A 20,999-nucleotide genomic window follows, 5' to 3' on the forward strand; every position below is an offset into this window, starting at 1 on the left:
GTACAACTGACGTGACTGGCACCATCGAACTGCCGGAAGGCGTTGAGATGGTAATGCCGGGCGACAACATCAAAATGGTTGTTACCCTGATCCACCCGATCGCGATGGACGACGGTCTGCGTTTCGCAATCCGTGAAGGCGGCCGTACAGTAGGCGCAGGCGTTGTTGCTAAAGTTCTCAGCTAATCGCTGATAACATTTGACGCAATGCGCATTAAAAGGGCATCATTTGATGCCCTTTTTGCACGCTTTCGAACCAGAACCTGGCTCATCAGTGATTTTATTTGTCATAATCATTGCTGAGACAGGCTCTGAAGAGGGCGTTGAGCCCGGAATGCCCAAATACATTTCGGCACAAGGTTGACTGGTTAGCCTCGCATTCGCGGGGTGAAATTATTTGTAGAATACTTCTGACAGGTTGGTTTATGAGTGCGAATACCGAAGCTCAAGGGAGCGGGCGTGGCCTGGAAGCGATAAAGTGGATTGTGGTTGTAGCTTTGCTGATCGTGGCAATCGTTGGCAACTATCTTTATCGTGACATGATGCTGCCGCTGCGTGCGCTGGCCGTAGTAATTCTGATTGCTGCAGCGGGTGGTGTCGCGCTGTTGACGACAAAAGGTAAAGCTACCGTTGCTTTTGCCCGCGAAGCGCGTACTGAAGTACGTAAGGTCATTTGGCCGACTCGCCAGGAAACATTGCACACCACGCTGATTGTGGCTGCGGTTACCGCAGTAATGTCACTGATCCTGTGGGGACTGGATGGTATTCTGGTTCGCCTGGTTTCCTTTATCACTGGCCTGAGGTTCTGAGATGTCTGAAGCTCCTAAAAAGCGCTGGTACGTCGTTCAGGCGTTTTCCGGTTTTGAAGGCCGCGTAGCAACGTCGCTGCGTGAGCATATCAAATTACACAATATGGAAGAGTTGTTTGGCGAAGTCATGGTGCCGACCGAAGAAGTGGTCGAAATCCGTGGTGGGCAGCGCCGTAAGAGCGAGCGTAAATTCTTCCCGGGTTATGTGCTGGTCCAGATGGTCATGAATGACGCGAGCTGGCACCTGGTGCGTAGCGTGCCGCGTGTGATGGGCTTTATCGGCGGTACGTCTGATCGTCCGGCACCTATCAGCGATAAAGAAGTTGATGCGATTATGAACCGTCTGCAGCAGGTGGGTGATAAGCCGCGTCCGAAAACGCTGTTTGAACCGGGTGAAATGGTGCGTGTCAACGATGGTCCGTTCGCAGACTTTAATGGCGTCGTTGAAGAAGTGGACTATGAGAAGTCCCGCCTGAAAGTGTCCGTCTCTATCTTCGGTCGTGCGACCCCGGTAGAACTGGACTTTGCCCAGGTTGAGAAAGCCTAAGTAGCGATCAAAAAAGCGGCGATTTAATCGTTGCACAAGGCGCGAGATTGGAATACAATTTCGCGCCTTTTGTTTTTATGGGCCTGGCCCGTAGAACGAATTTTTATATCACGGGGAGCCGTTATTTACACAAAATCATTCAGGTTGCATCAAGGCGGCAACTGAGCGAAAACCAGGAGCTTACATCAGTAAGTGACTGGTTCGAGAGAAGGCAGCTAACGTAGAGGCGGCCTGAAGGATGAAGTGTAAGGCGTTATCACCCAACAGAGGAAATTGAGAATGGCTAAGAAAGTCCAAGCCTACGTCAAGCTGCAGGTTGCAGCTGGTATGGCGAACCCGAGTCCGCCGGTTGGTCCTGCTCTGGGTCAACAGGGTGTTAACATCATGGAATTCTGCAAAGCGTTCAACGCTAAGACTGATTCCATCGAAAAAGGTCTGCCGATTCCGGTTGTTATCACCGTTTACGCTGACCGTTCTTTCACCTTCATTACCAAAACGCCTCCGGCAGCAGTTCTGCTGAAGAAAGCGGCTGGTATTAAGTCTGGTTCCGGTAAGCCGAACAAAGACAAAGTAGGTAAAATTTCCCGCGCTCAGCTGCAGGAAATCGCGCAGACCAAAGCTGCCGACATGACTGGTGCCGACATTGAAGCGATGACTCGCTCCATCGAAGGTACTGCACGTTCCATGGGCCTGGTAGTGGAGGACTAAGAAATGGCTAAACTGACCAAGCGCATGCGTGTGATCCGTGAGAAAGTTGATGCGACCAAACAGTACGACATCAACGAAGCTATCTCTCTGCTGAAAGAACTGGCTACTGCTAAGTTCGTAGAAAGCGTAGACGTTGCCGTTAACCTCGGCATTGATGCGCGTAAATCTGACCAGAACGTACGTGGTGCAACTGTACTGCCGCACGGTACTGGCCGTTCCGTTCGCGTAGCCGTATTTACCCAGGGTGCAAACGCTGAAGCTGCTAAAGCTGCTGGCGCTGAACTGGTAGGTATGGAAGATCTGGCTGACCAGATCAAGAAAGGCGAAATGAACTTTGACGTTGTTATTGCTTCTCCGGATGCAATGCGCGTTGTTGGCCAGCTGGGCCAGGTTCTGGGTCCGCGTGGCCTGATGCCGAACCCGAAAGTAGGTACTGTAACGCCTAACGTTGCTGAAGCGGTTAAGAACGCTAAAGCCGGTCAGGTTCGTTACCGTAACGACAAAAACGGCATCATCCACACTACCATCGGTAAAGTGGATTTTGACGCTGACAAATTGAAAGAAAACCTGGAAGCTCTGCTGGTTGCGCTGAAAAAAGCAAAACCGTCTCAGGCAAAAGGCGTGTACATCAAGAAAGTTAGCATCTCCACCACCATGGGTGCTGGCGTTGCCGTTGATCAGGCTGGTCTGAGCGCTTCCGCGAACTAAGATTAGCTTTACGTGGGCGGTGGATTTGTCTACAATTCTACCCCCACGTTTCTGTTGAAAGATACAGACGCTATGTAAGTCATTTGAATTGCGGTTCGAAAGACGAAGACATAGAACAGATTTGTTCGTTGGAGCCTGGCCTATCCAGGCCTCCGTCGAAGACCGCAGGTGTTTCGTAAGAGACTTAATCCCCTGCGTAGACGGTGACAGAACGCTAAGATTATTTTTGGATATTCTGGCTTGTTTCTGCTCACCGTATTAAGACGCTCTTTTCGTTGGAAAGAGTGAAGTGAGTTCCGGAACATGAGTTCCGGCAAACATCCAGGAGCAAAGCTAATGGCTTTAAATCTTCAAGACAAACAAGCGATTGTTGCTGAAGTCAGCGAAGTAGCCAAAGGCGCGCTGTCTGCAGTAGTTGCGGATTCCCGTGGCGTAACTGTAGATAAAATGACTGAACTGCGTAAAGCAGGTCGTGAAGCTGGCGTTTACATGCGTGTTGTTCGTAACACCTTGCTGCGTCGTGCTGTTGAAGGTTCTCCGTTCGAGTGCCTGAAAGACACGTTTGTTGGTCCGACCCTGATTGCATACTCTATGGAACACCCGGGCGCTGCTGCTCGTCTGTTCAAAGAGTTCGCGAAAGCGAATGCAAAATTTGAGGTCAAAGCCGCTGCCTTTGAAGGTGAGCTGATCCCGGCGTCTCAGATCGACCGCCTGGCAACTCTGCCGACCTACGAAGAAGCAATTGCACGCCTGATGGCAACCATGAAAGAAGCTTCGGCTGGCAAACTGGTTCGTACTCTGGCTGCTGTACGCGATGCGAAAGAAGCTGCTTAATCGCAGTTATCTTTTTCAAGCATCCGCTTACGTATAAACTTATTCTGATATTCAGGAACAATTTAAATGTCTATCACTAAAGATCAAATCATTGAAGCAGTATCCGCTATGTCCGTAATGGACGTTGTAGAACTGATCTCTGCAATGGAAGAAAAATTCGGTGTTTCCGCTGCTGCTGCTGTCGCTGTAGCTGCTGGCCCGGTTGAAGCTGCTGAAGAAAAAACTGAATTCGACGTAATTCTGAAAGCTGCTGGCGCTAACAAAGTTGCTGTAATCAAAGCAGTACGTGGCGCAACTGGCCTGGGTCTGAAAGAAGCTAAAGACCTGGTAGAATCTGCTCCGGCCGCTCTGAAAGAAGGCGTGAGCAAAGATGACGCAGAAGCACTGAAAAAATCTCTGGAAGAAGCTGGCGCTGAAGTTGAAGTTAAATAAGCCAACCCTTCCGGTTGCAGCCTGAGAAATTAGGCTGATGGCTGGTGACTTTTTGGTCACCAGCCTTTTTGCGCTGTAAGGCGCCAGTAGCGTTTCACACTGTTTGACTACTGCTGTGCCTTTCAATGCTTGTTTCTATCGACGACTTAATATACTGCGACAGGACGTCCGTTCTGTGTAAATCGCAATGAAATGGTTTAAGCGTGATAGCAACAGGCATTGCGGAAAGTATTCGATTTTCCGGTCAACAAAATAGTGTTGCACAAACTGTCCGCTCAATGGACAGATGGGTCGACTTGTCAGCGAGCTGAGGAACCCTATGGTTTACTCCTATACCGAGAAAAAACGTATTCGTAAGGATTTTGGTAAACGTCCACAAGTTCTGGATGTGCCTTATCTCCTTTCTATCCAGCTTGACTCGTTTCAGAAGTTTATCGAGCAAGATCCTGAGGGGCAGTATGGTCTGGAAGCCGCCTTCCGTTCCGTATTCCCGATTCAGAGCTACAGCGGTAATTCCGAGCTGCAATACGTCAGCTACCGCCTTGGCGAACCGGTGTTTGACGTTCAGGAATGTCAGATCCGTGGCGTGACCTATTCCGCACCGCTGCGCGTAAAACTGCGTCTGGTGATCTACGAGCGCGAAGCGCCGGAAGGCACCGTTAAAGACATTAAAGAGCAAGAAGTGTACATGGGCGAAATTCCGCTCATGACCGATAACGGTACCTTTGTGATCAACGGTACTGAGCGTGTTATCGTTTCTCAGCTGCACCGTAGCCCTGGCGTCTTCTTTGACTCCGACAAAGGCAAAACCCACTCGTCGGGTAAAGTGCTGTATAACGCGCGTATCATTCCTTACCGTGGTTCCTGGCTGGACTTCGAATTCGATCCGAAGGACAACCTGTTCGTACGTATCGACCGTCGCCGTAAACTGCCTGCGACCATTATTCTGCGTGCGCTGAACTACACGACAGAGCAGATCCTGGATCTGTTCTTCGAAAAAGTCATTTTCGAGATTCGCGACAACAAGCTGCAGATGGAGCTGGTGCCTGAACGTCTGCGTGGTGAAACCGCCTCCTTCGATATCGAAGCGAACGGTAAAATCTACGTTGAAAAAGGCCGCCGCATCACTGCGCGTCACATCCGCCAACTGGAAAAAGACGATATCAAACATATCGAAGTTCCGGTTGAGTACATTGCGGGCAAAGTGGCTGCGAAAGATTACGTTGACGAATCCACTGGCGAGCTGATCTGCCCGGCTAACATGGAGCTGAGCCTGGATCTGCTGGCTAAGCTGAGCCAGTCTGGCCACAAACGTATCGAAACCCTGTTCACCAACGATCTGGACCACGGCCCGTACATTTCTGAAACCGTACGCGTCGACCCGACTAACGATCGTCTGAGCGCGCTGGTAGAAATCTACCGCATGATGCGCCCGGGTGAGCCGCCGACACGTGAAGCGGCTGAAAGCCTGTTTGAGAACCTGTTCTTCTCTGAAGACCGTTATGACCTGTCTGCGGTCGGTCGCATGAAGTTCAACCGTTCTCTGCTGCGCGACGAAATCGAAGGTTCCGGTATCCTGAGCAAAGACGACATCATCGAAGTGATGAAGAAGCTCATCGATATCCGTAACGGTAAAGGCGAAGTCGATGATATCGACCACCTCGGCAACCGTCGTATCCGTTCCGTAGGCGAAATGGCGGAAAACCAGTTCCGCGTTGGCCTGGTACGTGTTGAGCGTGCGGTGAAAGAGCGTCTGTCTCTGGGCGATCTTGATACCCTGATGCCTCAGGACATGATCAACGCCAAACCGATTTCTGCAGCAGTGAAAGAGTTCTTTGGTTCCAGCCAACTGTCTCAGTTTATGGACCAGAACAACCCGCTGTCTGAGATTACGCACAAACGTCGTATCTCTGCACTCGGCCCAGGCGGTTTGACTCGTGAACGTGCCGGCTTTGAAGTTCGAGACGTACACCCGACTCACTATGGTCGCGTATGTCCTATCGAAACGCCTGAAGGTCCGAACATCGGTCTGATCAACTCCCTGTCCGTGTACGCACAGACTAACGAATATGGCTTCCTCGAGACGCCGTACCGTCGCGTTGTTGATGGTGTAGTGACTGATGAGATTCATTACCTGTCTGCGATTGAAGAAGGTAACTTCGTTATCGCTCAGGCGAACTCCAACCTGGATGACGATGGCCACTTCGTAGAAGATCTGGTGACCTGCCGTAGTAAAGGCGAATCGAGCCTCTTCAGCCGCGACCAGGTTGACTACATGGACGTTTCCACCCAGCAGGTGGTTTCCGTCGGTGCGTCCCTGATCCCGTTCCTGGAACACGATGACGCCAACCGTGCATTGATGGGTGCGAACATGCAACGTCAGGCCGTTCCGACTCTGCGTGCCGACAAGCCGCTGGTAGGTACCGGTATGGAACGTGCTGTTGCCGTTGACTCCGGTGTTACTGCGGTGGCTAAGCGTGGCGGTACCGTTCAGTACGTCGATGCGTCCCGTATCGTTATCAAAGTTAACGAAGATGAGATGTATCCGGGCGAAGCGGGTATCGACATCTATAACCTGACTAAATACACCCGTTCTAACCAGAACACCTGTATCAACCAGATGCCGTGTGTCTCTCTGGGTGAGCCTGTTGAACGTGGCGATGTACTGGCAGATGGCCCGTCTACCGACCTCGGTGAACTGGCGCTCGGCCAGAACATGCGCGTCGCGTTCATGCCGTGGAACGGTTACAACTTCGAAGACTCCATCCTCGTCTCCGAGCGTGTTGTCCTGGAAGATCGTTTCACCACCATCCACATTCAGGAACTGGCGTGCGTGTCTCGTGACACCAAACTGGGGCCGGAAGAGATCACTGCTGACATCCCGAACGTGGGTGAAGCTGCACTCTCCAAACTGGATGAATCCGGTATCGTTTACATTGGTGCGGAAGTGACCGGCGGCGATATTCTGGTTGGTAAGGTTACGCCGAAAGGTGAAACCCAGCTGACGCCAGAAGAGAAACTGCTGCGTGCGATCTTCGGTGAGAAAGCGTCTGACGTTAAAGACTCTTCTCTGCGCGTACCAAACGGTGTTTCCGGTACGGTTATCGACGTTCAGGTCTTTACTCGCGATGGCGTAGAAAAAGACAAACGTGCGCTCGAAATCGAAGAGATGCAGCTGAAACAGGCGAAGAAAGACCTGTCTGAAGAACTGCAGATCCTCGAAGCTGGCCTGTTTAGCCGTATCTACGCTGTGCTGGTTGCCGGTGGCGTAGAAGCTGAGAAGCTTGACAAACTGCCTCGCGATCGCTGGCTGGAACTCGGTCTGACCGACGAAGAGAAACAAAATCAGCTGGAACAGCTGGCTGAGCAGTACGACGAACTGAAACACGAGTTCGAGAAAAAACTCGAAGCGAAACGCCGCAAAATCACCCAGGGCGACGATCTGGCACCGGGCGTGCTGAAGATTGTTAAGGTATATCTGGCCGTTAAACGCCGTATCCAGCCTGGTGACAAGATGGCAGGTCGTCACGGTAACAAGGGTGTAATTTCTAAGATCAACCCGATCGAAGATATGCCGCACGATGCTAACGGTACGCCGGTAGATATCGTACTGAACCCGCTGGGTGTACCGTCTCGTATGAACATCGGTCAGATTCTGGAAACCCACCTGGGTATGGCTGCAAAAGGTATCGGCGATAAGATCAACGCCATGCTGAAACAGCAGCAGGAAGTCGCGAAACTGCGCGAATTCATCCAGCGTGCGTACGATCTGGGCGCTGACGTTCGTCAGAAAGTTGACCTGAATACCTTCAGCGATGAAGAAGTTCTGCGTCTGGCTGAAAACCTGCGCAAAGGTATGCCAATCGCAACGCCAGTGTTCGACGGTGCGAAAGAAGCGGAAATTAAAGAGCTGCTGAAACTGGGTGACCTGCCGACTTCCGGTCAGATCACGCTGTTCGACGGCCGTACGGGTGAGCAGTTCGAGCGTCCGGTAACCGTAGGTTACATGTACATGCTGAAACTGAACCACCTGGTCGACGATAAGATGCACGCTCGTTCCACCGGTTCCTACAGCCTGGTTACTCAGCAGCCGCTGGGTGGTAAGGCGCAGTTCGGTGGTCAGCGCTTCGGGGAGATGGAAGTGTGGGCGCTGGAAGCATACGGCGCGGCATACACCCTGCAGGAAATGCTCACCGTTAAGTCTGATGACGTGAACGGTCGTACTAAGATGTATAAGAACATCGTAGACGGCAACCATCAGATGGAACCGGGCATGCCGGAATCCTTCAACGTACTGTTGAAAGAGATTCGTTCGCTGGGTATCAACATCGAACTGGAAGACGAGTAATTCTCGCTCAAACAGGTCACTGCTGCCGGGATAACACCCGGCAGCGGAATGTGCTAACTCCGACGGGAGCAAATCCGTGAAAGACTTATTAAAGTTTCTGAAAGCGCAAACTAAAACCGAAGAGTTTGATGCGATCAAAATTGCTCTGGCTTCGCCAGACATGATCCGTTCATGGTCTTTCGGTGAAGTTAAGAAGCCGGAAACCATTAACTACCGTACGTTCAAGCCTGAGCGTGACGGCCTTTTCTGCGCCCGTATCTTTGGGCCGGTAAAAGACTACGAGTGCCTGTGCGGTAAGTACAAGCGCCTGAAACACCGTGGTGTGATCTGTGAGAAGTGCGGCGTTGAAGTGACCCAGACTAAAGTACGCCGTGAGCGTATGGGCCACATCGAGCTGGCGTCCCCGACTGCTCACATCTGGTTCCTGAAATCTCTGCCGTCCCGTATCGGCCTGCTGCTCGATATGCCGCTGCGCGATATCGAACGTGTACTGTACTTCGAATCCTATGTGGTTATCGAAGGCGGTATGACCAATCTGGAACGTCAGCAGATCCTGACTGAAGAACAGTATCTGGATGCGCTGGAAGAATTCGGTGACGAATTTGACGCGAAGATGGGTGCGGAAGCGATCCAGGCCCTGCTGAAGAGCATGGATCTGGAGCAAGAGTGTGAAACTCTGCGCGAAGAGCTGAACGAAACCAACTCCGAAACCAAGCGTAAGAAGCTGACCAAGCGTATCAAACTGCTGGAAGCATTCGTACAGTCTGGCAACAAGCCAGAGTGGATGATCCTGACCGTTCTGCCGGTTCTGCCGCCAGATTTGCGTCCGCTGGTTCCGCTGGATGGTGGTCGTTTCGCAACATCGGATCTGAACGATCTGTATCGTCGCGTGATCAACCGTAACAACCGTCTGAAGCGTCTGCTGGATCTGGCGGCGCCGGACATCATCGTACGCAACGAAAAACGTATGCTGCAGGAAGCGGTTGACGCCCTGCTGGATAACGGTCGTCGTGGTCGTGCGATCACCGGTTCTAACAAACGTCCTCTGAAATCTTTGGCCGATATGATCAAAGGTAAACAGGGTCGTTTCCGTCAGAACCTGCTCGGTAAGCGTGTTGACTACTCCGGTCGTTCTGTTATCACCGTAGGTCCATACCTGCGTCTGCATCAGTGCGGTCTGCCGAAGAAAATGGCGCTGGAGCTGTTCAAACCGTTCATCTACGGCAAGCTGGAACTGCGTGGCCTCGCCACCACCATCAAAGCCGCGAAGAAAATGGTTGAGCGTGAAGAAGCTGTCGTTTGGGATATCCTGGACGAAGTGATCCGCGAACACCCGGTACTGTTGAACCGTGCACCAACCCTGCACCGTCTGGGTATCCAGGCCTTTGAACCGGTACTGATCGAAGGTAAAGCTATCCAGCTGCACCCGCTGGTTTGTGCGGCATACAACGCCGACTTCGATGGTGACCAGATGGCTGTTCACGTACCGCTGACGCTGGAAGCCCAGCTCGAAGCGCGTGCGCTGATGATGTCTACCAACAACATCCTGTCCCCGGCGAACGGCGAACCGATCATCGTGCCGTCTCAGGACGTTGTATTGGGTCTGTACTACATGACCCGTGACTGTGTTAACGCCAAAGGCGAAGGCATGGTGCTGACCGGGCCGAAAGAAGCTGAGCGTATTTATCGCGCTGGCCTGGCCTCTCTGCATGCGCGCGTTAAAGTGCGTATCACCGAATACGAAAAAGATGCTAATGGCGAGTTCGTTGCGCACACCAGTCTGAAAGACACGACCGTTGGCCGTGCCATTCTGTGGATGATCGTACCGAAAGGTCTGCCTTTCTCCATCGTCAACCAGGCGCTGGGTAAGAAAGCCATCTCCAAAATGCTGAACACTTGCTACCGTATTCTGGGCCTGAAACCGACCGTTATTTTTGCGGACCAGACGATGTACACCGGCTTTGCTTATGCAGCGCGTTCGGGTGCCTCCGTTGGTATTGATGACATGGTCATCCCGGAGAAAAAACACGAGATCATCTCTGAAGCGGAAGCGGAAGTTGCTGAGATCCAGGAACAGTTCCAGTCTGGTTTGGTAACCGCTGGCGAACGCTACAACAAAGTGATCGATATCTGGGCTGCGGCTAACGATCGTGTATCCAAAGCGATGATGGATAACCTGCAAACCGAAACCGTGATTAACCGTGACGGTCAGGAAGAACAGCAGGTTTCTTTCAACAGCATCTACATGATGGCCGACTCCGGTGCGCGTGGTTCTGCTGCACAGATTCGTCAGTTGGCCGGTATGCGTGGTCTGATGGCGAAGCCGGATGGCTCCATCATCGAAACGCCGATCACCGCGAACTTCCGTGAAGGTCTGAACGTACTCCAGTACTTCATCTCCACGCACGGTGCGCGTAAAGGTCTGGCGGATACCGCACTGAAAACAGCGAACTCCGGTTACCTGACGCGTCGTCTGGTTGACGTTGCACAGGACCTGGTCGTTACTGAAGACGACTGCGGTACCCTGGAAGGCATCACCATGACGCCGGTTATCGAAGGTGGCGACGTTAAAGAGCCACTGCGCGATCGCGTTCTGGGTCGTGTGACTGCGGAAGACATTCTGAAGCCGGGTACGGCGGACATTCTGGTTCCACGCAACACGCTGCTGCACGAACAGTGGTGTGACCTGCTGGAAGCCAACTCCGTTGACTCTGTGAAAGTTCGTTCTGTTGTATCCTGTGACACCGACTTTGGTGTATGTGCGCACTGCTACGGTCGTGACCTGGCGCGTGGCCACATCATCAACAAAGGTGAAGCTATCGGCGTTATCGCGGCACAGTCCATCGGTGAGCCGGGTACACAGCTGACGATGCGTACGTTCCACATCGGTGGTGCGGCATCTCGTGCGGCTGCTGAATCCAGCATCCAGGTGAAAAACAAAGGTAGCATCCGTCTGAGCAATGCGAAGTCGGTTGTGAACTCCAGCGGTAAACTGGTGATCACCTCCCGTAACACTGAGCTGAAACTGATCGACGAATTCGGTCGTACCAAAGAAAGCTATAAAGTGCCTTACGGCTCTGTGATGGCGAAAGGTGATGGCGAGCAGGTTGCCGGCGGTGAAACCGTTGCAAACTGGGATCCGCACACCATGCCGGTTATCACGGAAGTGAGTGGTTTTGTCCGCTTCACTGACATGATCGACGGCCAGACCATTACGCGTCAGACCGACGAGTTAACCGGTCTGTCTTCTCTGGTGGTTCTGGATTCCGCAGAACGTACTACCGGTGGTAAAGATCTGCGTCCTGCGCTGAAAATCGTTGATGCTCAGGGTAACGATGTTCTGATCCCGGGTACCGATATGCCTGCGCAGTACTTCCTGCCGGGTAAAGCGATTGTTCAGTTGGAAGATGGCGTACAGATCAGTTCTGGTGACACCCTGGCGCGTGTTCCGCAGGAATCCGGCGGTACCAAGGATATCACCGGTGGTCTGCCGCGCGTTGCGGACCTGTTTGAAGCACGTCGTCCGAAAGAGCCGGCAATCCTGGCTGAGATCAGCGGTATCATTTCCTTCGGTAAAGAAACCAAAGGGAAACGTCGTCTGGTTATCACCCCGGTAGATGGTAGCGATCCGTACGAAGAGATGATTCCTAAATGGCGTCAGCTCAACGTGTTCGAAGGTGAACGTGTAGAACGTGGTGACGTGGTTTCCGACGGTCCGGAAGCACCGCACGACATTCTGCGTCTGCGTGGTGTTCATGCTGTAACTCGTTACATCGTTAACGAAGTTCAGGATGTATACCGTCTGCAGGGCGTTAAGATTAACGATAAACACATCGAAGTTATCGTTCGTCAGATGCTGCGTAAAGCCACCATTGAAAGCGCTGGTAGCTCCGACTTCCTGGAAGGCGAACAGGTTGAATACTCTCGCGTCAAGATCGCAAACCGCGAACTGGAAGCGAACGGCAAAGTGGGTGCAACGTTCTCCCGCGATCTGCTGGGTATCACCAAAGCGTCTCTGGCAACTGAATCGTTCATCTCTGCCGCATCGTTCCAGGAGACCACGCGTGTCCTGACCGAAGCAGCCGTTGCAGGTAAACGCGACGAACTGCGTGGCCTGAAAGAGAACGTTATCGTAGGTCGTCTGATCCCGGCGGGTACCGGTTATGCGTACCACCAGGATCGTATGCGTCGCCGTGCTGCGGGTGAACTCCCGGCTGCGCCGCAGGTGACTGCAGAAGACGCCTCTGCCAGCCTGGCAGAACTGCTGAACGCAGGTCTGGGTGGTTCTGATAACGAGTAATCGTTCATGCTAGTGCGATAAGTTGAAAAGGCCAGTCTCCGGACTGGCCTTTTTTTTATGGCTGCGTTGTAGGCCGGATAAGTTGAAGCTGCCATCCGGCACTCTTTGGTGATGCGCCTGATGGCGCTGCGCTAATCAGGCCTACAAACTGGAGTATGCGTCCCGTAGGGACGGATAAGGCGTTTCATCAATTGACTGGCGGCAACCTGCGATACAATTCAATCATGTCGCCTGCCAGATCCTGAATGACCATCGCGTTCATCAGATGATCCTGCGAGTGGACGGTGATCAGATTTACCGGCAGTTTACCGGTCCCTTCATCGATCCCGATCAGCTGCGTCTGGATTTTATGCGCCAGCTTGACGTAATCCCGTGACTCTTCCATCGCCTGTTCGGCACCGGCAAAGTCACCTTTGCGGGCCAGTTGCAGGGCGGTCAATGCCTGGCTTCGTGCGGTTCCTGCATTCACCAGCAGTTCCATAATGATGGTTTCTAACTCTTCCATGTTATGGCTCCATCAACTGCAGGGCTTTGTCCAGAACGGCATCGCCTTTCATCATGCCGTAATCCATCATGTCGATCACGGCGACTTTCTTACCGAACGGATCGGCCAGCGCCTGCAATTTTGCCTGTTCATATTTGACCTGCGGGCCCAACAGGACGATATCCGCCGTGGCGATATTCTCTTTAAACTCTGCAACAGGCACCGCCTTGATCGTCACCTCGATCCCTTTTTTTTGAGCAGCATCTTTCATTCGTTGTACCAGCATGCTGGTGGACATCCCGGCGGCACAGCATAAAACGATATTTTTCATAGTTCGTTCCCACGGTTCCATTGATACCTCATCTTTAGTCTGAGCAAGTGAGGAGAACAACCGCCTTACCGCGAATGTGTGTAAGCCATCACAAAGAAATCGCGCAAATAATGAAACCGGTTGCGGTTTTTCTCATAATAAAAAAAAGCCCGTCGTAACGGGCGTTGTGGGGAAGGGATGATTAGCGATTCGCGACAATAATCCGGTTTTTTCCTTCCTGTTTGGCTTTATAGAGTGCTTCATCAACACGCATGATCAGCTGTTCTTGCGCTTCCAGATTCCATTCCCCGAGCCCAGCGCTAAAGGTGACGTGCAGGCCCTCTTCACGCCATGAGCGCTGTGCAACCTCAATGCGCCAGCGTTCCAGTAGGGTATGCGCGTGGTTTAGTTGCTCACCCGAGAACAGCACGGCAAACTCCTCACCGCCATAGCGATAGACGGAAACGGCGGCGGGTTGCATGATCTGAATCCCTTCGCGCGCGACGTTGCGCAGGACGATGTCGCCGTTCAGATGTCCCCAGGTATCGTTGATGGACTTAAAGTTATCAATATCTACCAGTGCCAGGGCGAACGGTTGGTGATCGTTCATCAGCGCGGCGATATCGCTGTCAAAAGCACGACGGTTTTTACAACCAGTCAGGGCATCAATCGTCGCCTGCCGGACGTAAGCCAGTTCGCGCTCCTTGTTGGACTCGATAGCTTTGCTCAACATTGCTTCAAGGCGCGGTGCGCGTTTTACATCGCCGGTCTTGATCGCGTTAATGATGTTCATCAGCACCGTGCGTGAAGCGTGGCGTAGATAGAGACCAAACAGGGCAATGATGATCGCCGCGAGGGCAAATCCCCAGATGACAATGTTGGTCTCATGGCGTGTCAGGTCGACGAGTGTCGTACCAGAAACCCGATAAATCACAAACCAGTCCGGGTTGGTGAACGAATAATAGTAGTACCAGTCCTGAGTGTCCGGGTCATACAGATGTCCTTCACCGCTGGTCATTCGGAGCATGATTTTTTTACTGACATACTGTTTAAACAGCGCGCCCGTATCCGGATGCAGCACCACTTTTCCATCACGGTCGACCACAAAAAACTCGCCCTGAACGGGAGCCACCATCTGCCGCAACGTGTAGCCCATCGACGTCAGATCAAGGTGAAACGCAATCGTACCTTTCATTTTCCCTTCGGGAGAGATGACCGGTTTGTAGATCGTCACTGTCGGGTTGTGTGTAAAATAGTCAATATAGGGCGCGGTATAGTTACTAAACGTACTGGCTTCTGCCTGCTCCATAAACCAGGGACGAGATTTCACATCGAACGTTTTGCTGCGTTCGGTGTTTTGCACCTGGGGGGCGCGCAGGTAATGACCTTCTGTATCCGCCAAAGAGATCGAGGAAACTGACGGCATCAGCGTCTGCAATTGCATGATGGTTTTCAGGCCCTCTTCCGGGTCGAGGTTCACCGTAGCGTTCAGGTGGTCATTGCGAGCAAAGTAGGTCGCCGCACGGCCCAGAATATAATCATTTTCGCGTAGCAAAGACTCGGTATAGTTTACCGCCAGGTTATGGGTAAAGTTCCGATTAATCCCATGATAATCTTCCAGAAAATCACTTTTCTGCGTAAAGGTAATGAATACGGCGATCAACACGAAACTGAGTATGATCCCCGTAAAGCTCACCAGGATTGGCGTCGTGAATGAAAGTTTTCTGTTATGACCTGCCATTACTGTACTTATCCAGAAAGTGTAGATCCTGAAGAGAAGTGCGAAGTGAAACCAGCAATGTGGCTCTGCATATCAGGAAAGAATGTAGGCAATTATAATCTGGCTAAGATAATTCGAGATGATTTATCTTAAGAAGTGTACGCCCCTGCGGCCATTTATGGCCGAAATTGGGGTTTTATCTCGCTGATTTTAGTGAAGGCAGGGCGAAACGAGGAAGAAGCTTTTCGCCCTGGACAGCGCTACAGCTGACGGTGATACGTTAAAAAAGTGAGAGGTTGACGACAACCTCTCGTTTTCTCTCTTTCGTCGCGGTTCGTAAAATCGTTACCCGTTTGCATGGCGGTTCATCGCCTTTGCGAAGCGCGCCCCAGATACGCATCCCAGTCCTTCCATACCGGCTGTAGCCCTTGCGCGGAAAGCGCATCGGCGACGGTTTCGGGACGGCGGTTATCATGTGGCGCGAACTGTTCCAGTTCGGCATGATCGTCCGCATATCCGCCCGGCTGGGTTTTCGAGAACGCACTGACGTTGTTAATCGCCAGCGGGATAACATGGTCGCGAAACCAGGGCGATTCCCGCGTAGACAGCGACAGTTCAATCTCTGGTGCCAACAGACGGAACGCGCAGATGGTTTGTACCAGTTGGCGCTCATCCATGATTGAAGCGGGCTCAATACCGCCAGCGCACGGACGCAGGCGTGGAAACGAAATCGAGTAGCGGCTCTGCCAGTAGTGCTGCTGAAGCCACAGCAGATGCTCGGCAACCATATAGCAATCCACCCGCCAGTTGTCGGAAAGACCAATCAGCGCGCCGAGGCCGATCTTATCGATACCTGCGCGTCCGAGCCGGTCCGGGGTTTCCAGACGCCAGAAGAAATCCTGTTTTTTCCCCTTCAGATGATGTTGCGCGTACATCGCTTCGTGATACGTCTCCTGATAGACCATCACTCCGTCGAGCCCCAGCGTTTTCAGTTCGGCATATTCCGCCTCGGCTAACGGCTGAACCTCCATCTGTAACGATGAAAACTGCTGGCGAATGGTGGGTAAGTGGCGACGGAAATAGTCCATCCCGACCTTTGCCTGATGCTCGCCGGTAACTAACAGAAGATGTTCAAAACCCAGTTTGCGGATCGCGGCACACTCCTGCGCAATATCTGTTTCATCGAGCGTTTTGCGCTTGATGCGGTTGCTCATCGAAAAGCCACAGTAGGTACAGTCGTTCGCGCACAGGTTAGAGAGATACAGCGGGACGTAAAAACTCACCGTATTGCCGAAGCGCTGGCGGGTAAGGGTCTGTGCCCGCTGTGCCAGCGGTTCGAGGTACGCGCTCGCGGCAGGTGACAGCAGCGCCATCATATCGTCGCGGTTGGGACGGGGCGCATTTAGCGCTCGCTCAACGTCCGCTGATGTTTTGCTGTTGATGCGCAGGCGGATGTCGTCCCAGTCGAGTTGCCGCCAGCGGTCGGTGAACGTTTTCATGCCGGGACCTCCAGAAAACCGGTCAGCGGGCTGGTAGCCTGCGCCTGACGGCTGCGGCTGCCTGGTCCGGCCTGACGCGCCAGAAGACCGGCTTCCACTGCCAGCCGGAACGCGCGGGCCATCATCACCGGATCGTCTGCCACGGCAATCGCCGTATTCACCAGCACGGCATCTGCACCCATTTCCAGCGCTTGCGTAGCGTGGCTGGGTACACCGATTCCGGCATCCACCACCACCGGAACGGTGGACTGCTGGATAATAATCTCCAGCATGGTCCGGGTTTCCAGCCCCTGATTAGATCCAATCGGCGCGCCGAGCGGCATCACCGCCGCACAACCCACGTCTTCCAGCCGCTTGCACAGCACCGGATCCGCACCGCAGTATGGCAGCACTACAAATCCTTGTTTTACCAACGCCTCGGCGGCTTTCAGCGTTTCAATTGGGTCCGGCAGCAGCCAGCGCGCATCGGGATGAATTTCCAGCTTCAGCCAATGCGTACCGAGCGCTTCGCGCGCAAGCTGTGCGGCAAAGAGTGCCTCTTCCGCCGTTTTCGCCCCGGACGTGTTGGGCAGTAGCGTAACGCCCGCGTCGATAAGGGGAGCCAGGATGGCATCATTGTGCTGGCGCAAATCCACACGTTTCATGGCCAGCGTCACCAGTTGGCTACCGGAGGCGCGGATCGCGTCAGTCATTAATGCTGGCGATGCAAACTTTCCCGTGCCCGTGAACAGATGTGAATCAAATGTTTTGTCGGCAATACGTAACATCTCAACCCCCTGCGATAACCTGAAAAAGCAGGATCTGGTCGCCTTCCTGCATGATGTGCTGCTCCCACTGCTCGCGGGGCAGGATCTGTTGATTGAGCGCCAGCGCGACGCCGGGTTTTAACTGATTCAATTGAATCAGCAGGGTATGTACGGAGACTCCCTCAGCACACTGCATTGGCTCATCATTGAACTGTATTCGCATGTCGCCCTCCACACACTGGACACCCGCTGGCGCGGCGTAATGCCAGGCTGCGCCACTGGCTGGTTTTGCCATCAAACAAGCGCAATTCACCACCGGGCGTCTCCAGACCGCTCAGCAGTTTAATCGCTTCCAGTGCCTGCAACGTGCCCATCACGCCGACGACGGGGCCGAGAACTCCTGCGGTACGACAGTTGCGTTCTGGTTCGGCATCATCGGGCCACAGGCAGCGGTAACAGCCCTGCGTCCAGGGCGGCGTTAGCACCATCAGTTGGCCGCCAAACCCGACCGCGCTGGCGGTAATCAGCGGGGTATCGAACGCCACGCATGCCGCGTTAATTTCCTGACGTGTCACCATGTTATCGGTGCAGTCGAGCACGACATCCGCTTGCGCCACCGCATGCTTCAGCGCCTCTCCACTCAAACGCTGCGGTAGCGCGAGCAGTTCGATATCCGGATTGAGTCGCGCCAGCCGCTGCTGTGCAACCTGTGATTTAGATCGGGCAATGTCATCCGTGGTGAACAGGATCTGCCGTTGTAAATTGCTGAGATGAACGTCATCGCCGTCAGCCAGCACCAGCGTACCGACACCGGCTCCAGCCAGATACAGCGCGGCCGGGGAGCCTAATCCGCCCAGCCCGACGATCAGCACACGGCTGGCAAGCAGCTTTTGCTGACCGTCAATGGCAATATCGCCCAGCAGGATCTGACGGCTATAGCGCATAAAGTCACGGTCATTCATCGCCTGCTCCTGCTATCGCCAGCAACTGTGCGGTGGCCGCTCGCCAGTCTGCGGCCTGGGTAATGGCGCTGACCACTGCAATACTCCCTGTGCCAGTCGCCAGTACTTCTGGTGCGCGCTCCAGACTGATCCCGCCAATAGCGACGGTTGGGTAATCGCTCAGACGATCGATATGCCGCGCGAGCTGCTCCAGTCCCTGCGGCGCAGACGGCATCTGCTTAGTCTGCGTCGGGAAGACATGGCCCAGCGCGATGTAGGAGGGACGTGCCGCCAGCGCTACGTCAATCTCCATGTCGTCGTGCGTCGAGACGCCCAGGCGTATTCCCGCCGCCTGAATCGCCTTCAGATCGGTGGTTTCCAGATCTTCCTGACCCAGATGCACGCCATACGCACGGTGTTTGATTGCCAGCCGCCAGTAATCATTAATAAACAGACGGGCTTTGTATTTGCGGCCCAGTTCGATGGCGGAAACGACATCAGCTTCGACCACTTCATCGCGCTTATCTTTGATGCGTAACTGGATCGTTCGCACGCCCACGCCCAGCAGACGTTCAATCCACGCCACGCTGTCGACAACCGGATAGAGTCCTAAGCGGAACGGCACCGTTGGGAAATCGGGTTGATACATCAGGCTTCCTCCCGCTTCAGATAGATTTCACCGCCTTTAGCGCGGAAGTTCTCAGACATATCCGCCATCCCCACTTCAATGGTCTGGGCGGCGGCGTAGTCGCGGACCTCCTGGCTGATTTTCATCGAGCAGAATTTCGGCCCGCACATGGAGCAGAAGTGAGCGACTTTACCGGATTCCTGCGGCAGGGTTTCATCGTGGTAAGCGCGGGCGGTGAACGGGTCGAGCGCCAGATTAAACTGGTCTTCCCAGCGGAATTCAAAGCGTGCTTTCGACATTGCGTTATCACGGATTTGCGCGCCCGGATGCCCCTTCGCCAGATCGGCTGCATGGGCGGCAATCTTGTAGGTGATCAGCCCCTGTTTCACATCCTCTTTGTTTGGCAGGCCGAGGTGCTCTTTCGGCGTGACATAACAGAGCATTGCGCAGCCAAACCAACCGATCATCGCCGCGCCAATCCCCGAGGTGAAATGGTCGTAACCCGGTGCGATATCGGTGGTCAGCGGACCTAAGGTGTAGAATGGTGCTTCGTGACAGTGCTCCAGTTCTTCGGTCATATTGCGACGGATCATCTGCATCGGCACGTGGCCCGGGCCTTCAATCATCACCTGCACATCGTATTCCCAGGCGATCTTCGTCAGTTCTCCCAGCGTATGCAGTTCCGAGAATTGTGCCTCGTCGTTGGCGTCCTGAAGGGAACCCGGGCGCAGGCCATCGCCGAGCGACAGCGACACGTCATAGGCGGCGCAGATTTCGCAAATCTCGCGGAAGTGCTGGTAGAGGAAGTTCTCTTTGTGATGAGAGAGACACCATTTCGCCATAATCGATCCCCCACGCGAAACAATCCCCGTCAGACGCTTCGCGGTCATCGGTACATAGCGCAGCAGTACACCGGCATGGATGGTGAAGTAGTCCACCCCCTGTTCGGCCTGTTCCAGCAGCGTGTCGCGGAAGGCTTCCCAGGTAAGATCTTCGGCGATCCCATTGACCTTCTCCAGCGCCTGGTAGATCGGTACAGTACCGATCGGCACCGGACTATTACGCAGGATCCACTCACGGGTTTCATGAATATAGCGACCGGTGGAGAGGTCCATCACGGTGTCCGCTCCCCAGCGCGTTGCCCACACCAGTTTCTCCACTTCTTCTTCAATGGAGGAGGTGACGGCGGAATTACCGATATTGGCATTCACTTTCACCAGAAAGTTACGGCCAATAATCATCGGCTCAGATTCCGGGTGGTTGATGTTGGCGGGAATGATCGCCCGCCCGGCAGCCACTTCATCACGTACGAATTCCGGCGTGATGTTCTCCGGCAGACGTGCTCCGAATCCTTCGCCCGGATGCTGCTGGCGTAACACTTCACTCCGGATACGCTCACGGCCCATGTTTTCACGGATGGCGATAAACTCCATCTCCGGAGTGACGATCCCCTGACGGGCATAGTGTAGTTGGGTCACACATTTTCCCGCTTTGGCGCGTTTTGGCGTCAGCAGACCGGTGAAGCGCAGTTCATCAAGGCCATCATCGGCCAGGCGTTCTTTGGTATATGCCGAGCTGCGAACGGACAGTTCTTCGCTGTCGTGACGGGCGTCAATCCACGGCTGGCGCAACTTTGCCAGGCCCTGCTGAACGTTAATCGCCACCTCGGGATCGCCGTAGGGGCCGGACGTATCGTACACCGGAATCGCTTCGTTCTCTTCAAACAACGGTTCCGCTTTGCTGCCGCCGATGAGCGTCGGGCTAAGCTGGATCTCACGCATCGGAATGCGGATATCGCTCGTCGAGCCGGTGATGTAGATGCGTCTGGAATTCGGGAAAGCGGTGCCTTCCAGCGTATCGATAAAGTGTTGTGCTTGCGCGCGCTGTTCGCGGCGGGACAATTTAGGGGTAGTTGCAGACATAGCTCATTCCAAAAAAGTAAGGAGATGGCTTGTCAGACGACGGATGGAGTAATAGATGTGCGCC

At 53.7% G+C, this 20,999-nt stretch carries 17 protein-coding genes and 1 pseudogene; 9 read left to right on the forward strand and 9 right to left on the reverse strand.

The features are described 5' to 3' along the window. From tuf to rpoC, 9 genes and pseudogenes are all read left to right on the forward strand, one after another. Positions 1-185, forward strand: a pseudogene (gene tuf, locus KE671_RS21990) (elongation factor Tu); the annotation flags it as partial. Positions 186-424: 239 nt separating this feature from the next. Continuing rightward, positions 425-808, forward strand: a complete 384-nt coding sequence (secE, locus tag KE671_RS21995; protein ID WP_046493551.1) for a preprotein translocase subunit SecE — start codon at positions 425-427, stop codon at positions 806-808. A gap of 1 nt (position 809) precedes the next feature. Further along, positions 810-1,355 (forward strand): transcription termination/antitermination protein NusG, encoded by a 546-nt coding sequence (nusG, locus tag KE671_RS22000; protein WP_003862341.1) that lies wholly within the window; start codon positions 810-812, stop codon positions 1,353-1,355. Between the two features lie 279 nt (positions 1,356-1,634). After that, complete coding sequence (gene rplK / locus KE671_RS22005; RefSeq protein WP_012133815.1) at positions 1,635-2,063, forward strand: 50S ribosomal protein L11; 429 nt, start codon at positions 1,635-1,637, stop codon at positions 2,061-2,063. Between the two features lie 3 nt (positions 2,064-2,066). Then, positions 2,067-2,771: a 50S ribosomal protein L1 gene (rplA, locus tag KE671_RS22010; protein ID WP_206164740.1), complete on the forward strand. Its 705-nt coding sequence runs from the start codon at positions 2,067-2,069 to the stop codon at positions 2,769-2,771. 336 nt (positions 2,772-3,107) lie between these two features. After that, the gene (gene rplJ / locus KE671_RS22015) at positions 3,108-3,605 is read left to right on the forward strand and encodes a 50S ribosomal protein L10 (protein WP_042293041.1); all 498 of its coding nucleotides are present in this window, start codon (positions 3,108-3,110) and stop codon (positions 3,603-3,605) included. A gap of 66 nt (positions 3,606-3,671) precedes the next feature. Beyond that, positions 3,672-4,037: a 50S ribosomal protein L7/L12 gene (rplL, locus tag KE671_RS22020; protein WP_012133812.1), complete on the forward strand. Its 366-nt coding sequence runs from the start codon at positions 3,672-3,674 to the stop codon at positions 4,035-4,037. Positions 4,038-4,356: 319 nt separating this feature from the next. Beyond that, entirely contained in the window at positions 4,357-8,385 is a 4,029-nt protein-coding gene (gene rpoB, locus KE671_RS22025) for a DNA-directed RNA polymerase subunit beta (RefSeq protein WP_206164741.1), read from the forward strand. A 76-nt stretch (positions 8,386-8,461) separates the two neighbouring features. Then, positions 8,462-12,685 (forward strand): DNA-directed RNA polymerase subunit beta', encoded by a 4,224-nt coding sequence (gene rpoC, locus KE671_RS22030; RefSeq protein ID WP_195297425.1) that lies wholly within the window; start codon positions 8,462-8,464, stop codon positions 12,683-12,685. A gap of 187 nt (positions 12,686-12,872) precedes the next feature. Here rpoC and KE671_RS22035 read toward each other — a convergent pair whose 3' ends face one another. The 9 genes from KE671_RS22035 to thiC form a co-directional block, all read right to left on the reverse strand. Continuing rightward, entirely contained in the window at positions 12,873-13,190 is a 318-nt protein-coding gene (locus tag KE671_RS22035; RefSeq protein ID WP_206164742.1) for a PTS lactose/cellobiose transporter subunit IIA, read from the reverse strand. Position 13,191: 1 nt separating this feature from the next. After that, entirely contained in the window at positions 13,192-13,500 is a 309-nt protein-coding gene (locus KE671_RS22040; RefSeq protein ID WP_206164743.1) for a PTS sugar transporter subunit IIB, read from the reverse strand. Positions 13,501-13,681: 181 nt separating this feature from the next. Then, positions 13,682-15,220 carry a sensor domain-containing diguanylate cyclase gene (locus tag KE671_RS22045; protein WP_206164744.1) on the reverse strand — a complete coding sequence of 513 codons (1,539 nt, stop codon included), beginning with the start codon at positions 15,218-15,220 and terminating at the stop codon, positions 13,682-13,684. A gap of 344 nt (positions 15,221-15,564) precedes the next feature. Next, positions 15,565-16,698, reverse strand: coding sequence for a 2-iminoacetate synthase ThiH (gene thiH, locus KE671_RS22050; RefSeq protein WP_206164745.1), 1,134 nt, complete (start codon positions 16,696-16,698; stop codon positions 15,565-15,567). Continuing rightward, positions 16,695-17,465, reverse strand: coding sequence for a thiazole synthase (thiG, locus tag KE671_RS22055; RefSeq protein WP_206164746.1), 771 nt, complete (start codon positions 17,463-17,465; stop codon positions 16,695-16,697). The genes thiH and thiG overlap by 4 nt, the downstream gene beginning before the upstream one ends. Before the next feature lies 1 nt (position 17,466). Next, complete coding sequence (gene thiS, locus KE671_RS22060) at positions 17,467-17,667, reverse strand: sulfur carrier protein ThiS (RefSeq protein ID WP_206164747.1); 201 nt, start codon at positions 17,665-17,667, stop codon at positions 17,467-17,469. Next, positions 17,648-18,406, reverse strand: a complete 759-nt coding sequence (locus tag KE671_RS22065) for a HesA/MoeB/ThiF family protein (protein ID WP_206164748.1) — start codon at positions 18,404-18,406, stop codon at positions 17,648-17,650. Before KE671_RS22065 ends, thiS begins: the two co-directional genes overlap by 20 nt. Further along, complete coding sequence (thiE, locus tag KE671_RS22070; protein WP_206164749.1) at positions 18,399-19,034, reverse strand: thiamine phosphate synthase; 636 nt, start codon at positions 19,032-19,034, stop codon at positions 18,399-18,401. The genes KE671_RS22065 and thiE overlap by 8 nt, the downstream gene beginning before the upstream one ends. Then, positions 19,034-20,935, reverse strand: coding sequence for a phosphomethylpyrimidine synthase ThiC (gene thiC, locus KE671_RS22075; protein WP_206164750.1), 1,902 nt, complete (start codon positions 20,933-20,935; stop codon positions 19,034-19,036). Before thiC ends, thiE begins: the two co-directional genes overlap by 1 nt. Positions 20,936-20,999 lie beyond the last annotated feature (64 nt).

Source organism: Citrobacter amalonaticus, from assembly GCF_018252635.1.
Lineage (GTDB): Bacteria > Pseudomonadota > Gammaproteobacteria > Enterobacterales > Enterobacteriaceae > Citrobacter_A > Citrobacter_A amalonaticus_E.

Bases quoted from the DNA above. Each gene is read 5' to 3' on its own strand.
- secE (WP_046493551.1), top strand. From the start codon at position 425: ATGAGTGCGAATACCGAAGCTCAAGGGAGCGGGCGTGGCCTGGAAGCG.
- nusG (WP_003862341.1), top strand. From the start codon at position 810: ATGTCTGAAGCTCCTAAAAAGCGCTGGTACGTCGTTCAGGCGTTTTCC.
- rplK (WP_012133815.1), top strand. From the start codon at position 1,635: ATGGCTAAGAAAGTCCAAGCCTACGTCAAGCTGCAGGTTGCAGCTGGT.
- rplA (WP_206164740.1), top strand. From the start codon at position 2,067: ATGGCTAAACTGACCAAGCGCATGCGTGTGATCCGTGAGAAAGTTGAT.
- rplJ (WP_042293041.1), top strand. From the start codon at position 3,108: ATGGCTTTAAATCTTCAAGACAAACAAGCGATTGTTGCTGAAGTCAGC.
- rplL (WP_012133812.1), top strand. From the start codon at position 3,672: ATGTCTATCACTAAAGATCAAATCATTGAAGCAGTATCCGCTATGTCC.
- rpoB (WP_206164741.1), top strand. From the start codon at position 4,357: ATGGTTTACTCCTATACCGAGAAAAAACGTATTCGTAAGGATTTTGGT.
- KE671_RS22035 (WP_206164742.1), bottom strand. From the start codon at position 13,190: ATGGAAGAGTTAGAAACCATCATTATGGAACTGCTGGTGAATGCAGGA.
- KE671_RS22040 (WP_206164743.1), bottom strand. From the start codon at position 13,500: ATGAAAAATATCGTTTTATGCTGTGCCGCCGGGATGTCCACCAGCATG.
- KE671_RS22045 (WP_206164744.1), bottom strand. From the start codon at position 15,220: ATGGCAGGTCATAACAGAAAACTTTCATTCACGACGCCAATCCTGGTG.
- thiH (WP_206164745.1), bottom strand. From the start codon at position 16,698: ATGAAAACGTTCACCGACCGCTGGCGGCAACTCGACTGGGACGACATC.
- thiG (WP_206164746.1), bottom strand. From the start codon at position 17,465: ATGTTACGTATTGCCGACAAAACATTTGATTCACATCTGTTCACGGGC.
- thiS (WP_206164747.1), bottom strand. From the start codon at position 17,667: ATGCGAATACAGTTCAATGATGAGCCAATGCAGTGTGCTGAGGGAGTC.
- KE671_RS22065 (WP_206164748.1), bottom strand. From the start codon at position 18,406: ATGAATGACCGTGACTTTATGCGCTATAGCCGTCAGATCCTGCTGGGC.
- thiE (WP_206164749.1), bottom strand. From the start codon at position 19,034: ATGTATCAACCCGATTTCCCAACGGTGCCGTTCCGCTTAGGACTCTAT.
- thiC (WP_206164750.1), bottom strand. From the start codon at position 20,935: ATGTCTGCAACTACCCCTAAATTGTCCCGCCGCGAACAGCGCGCGCAA.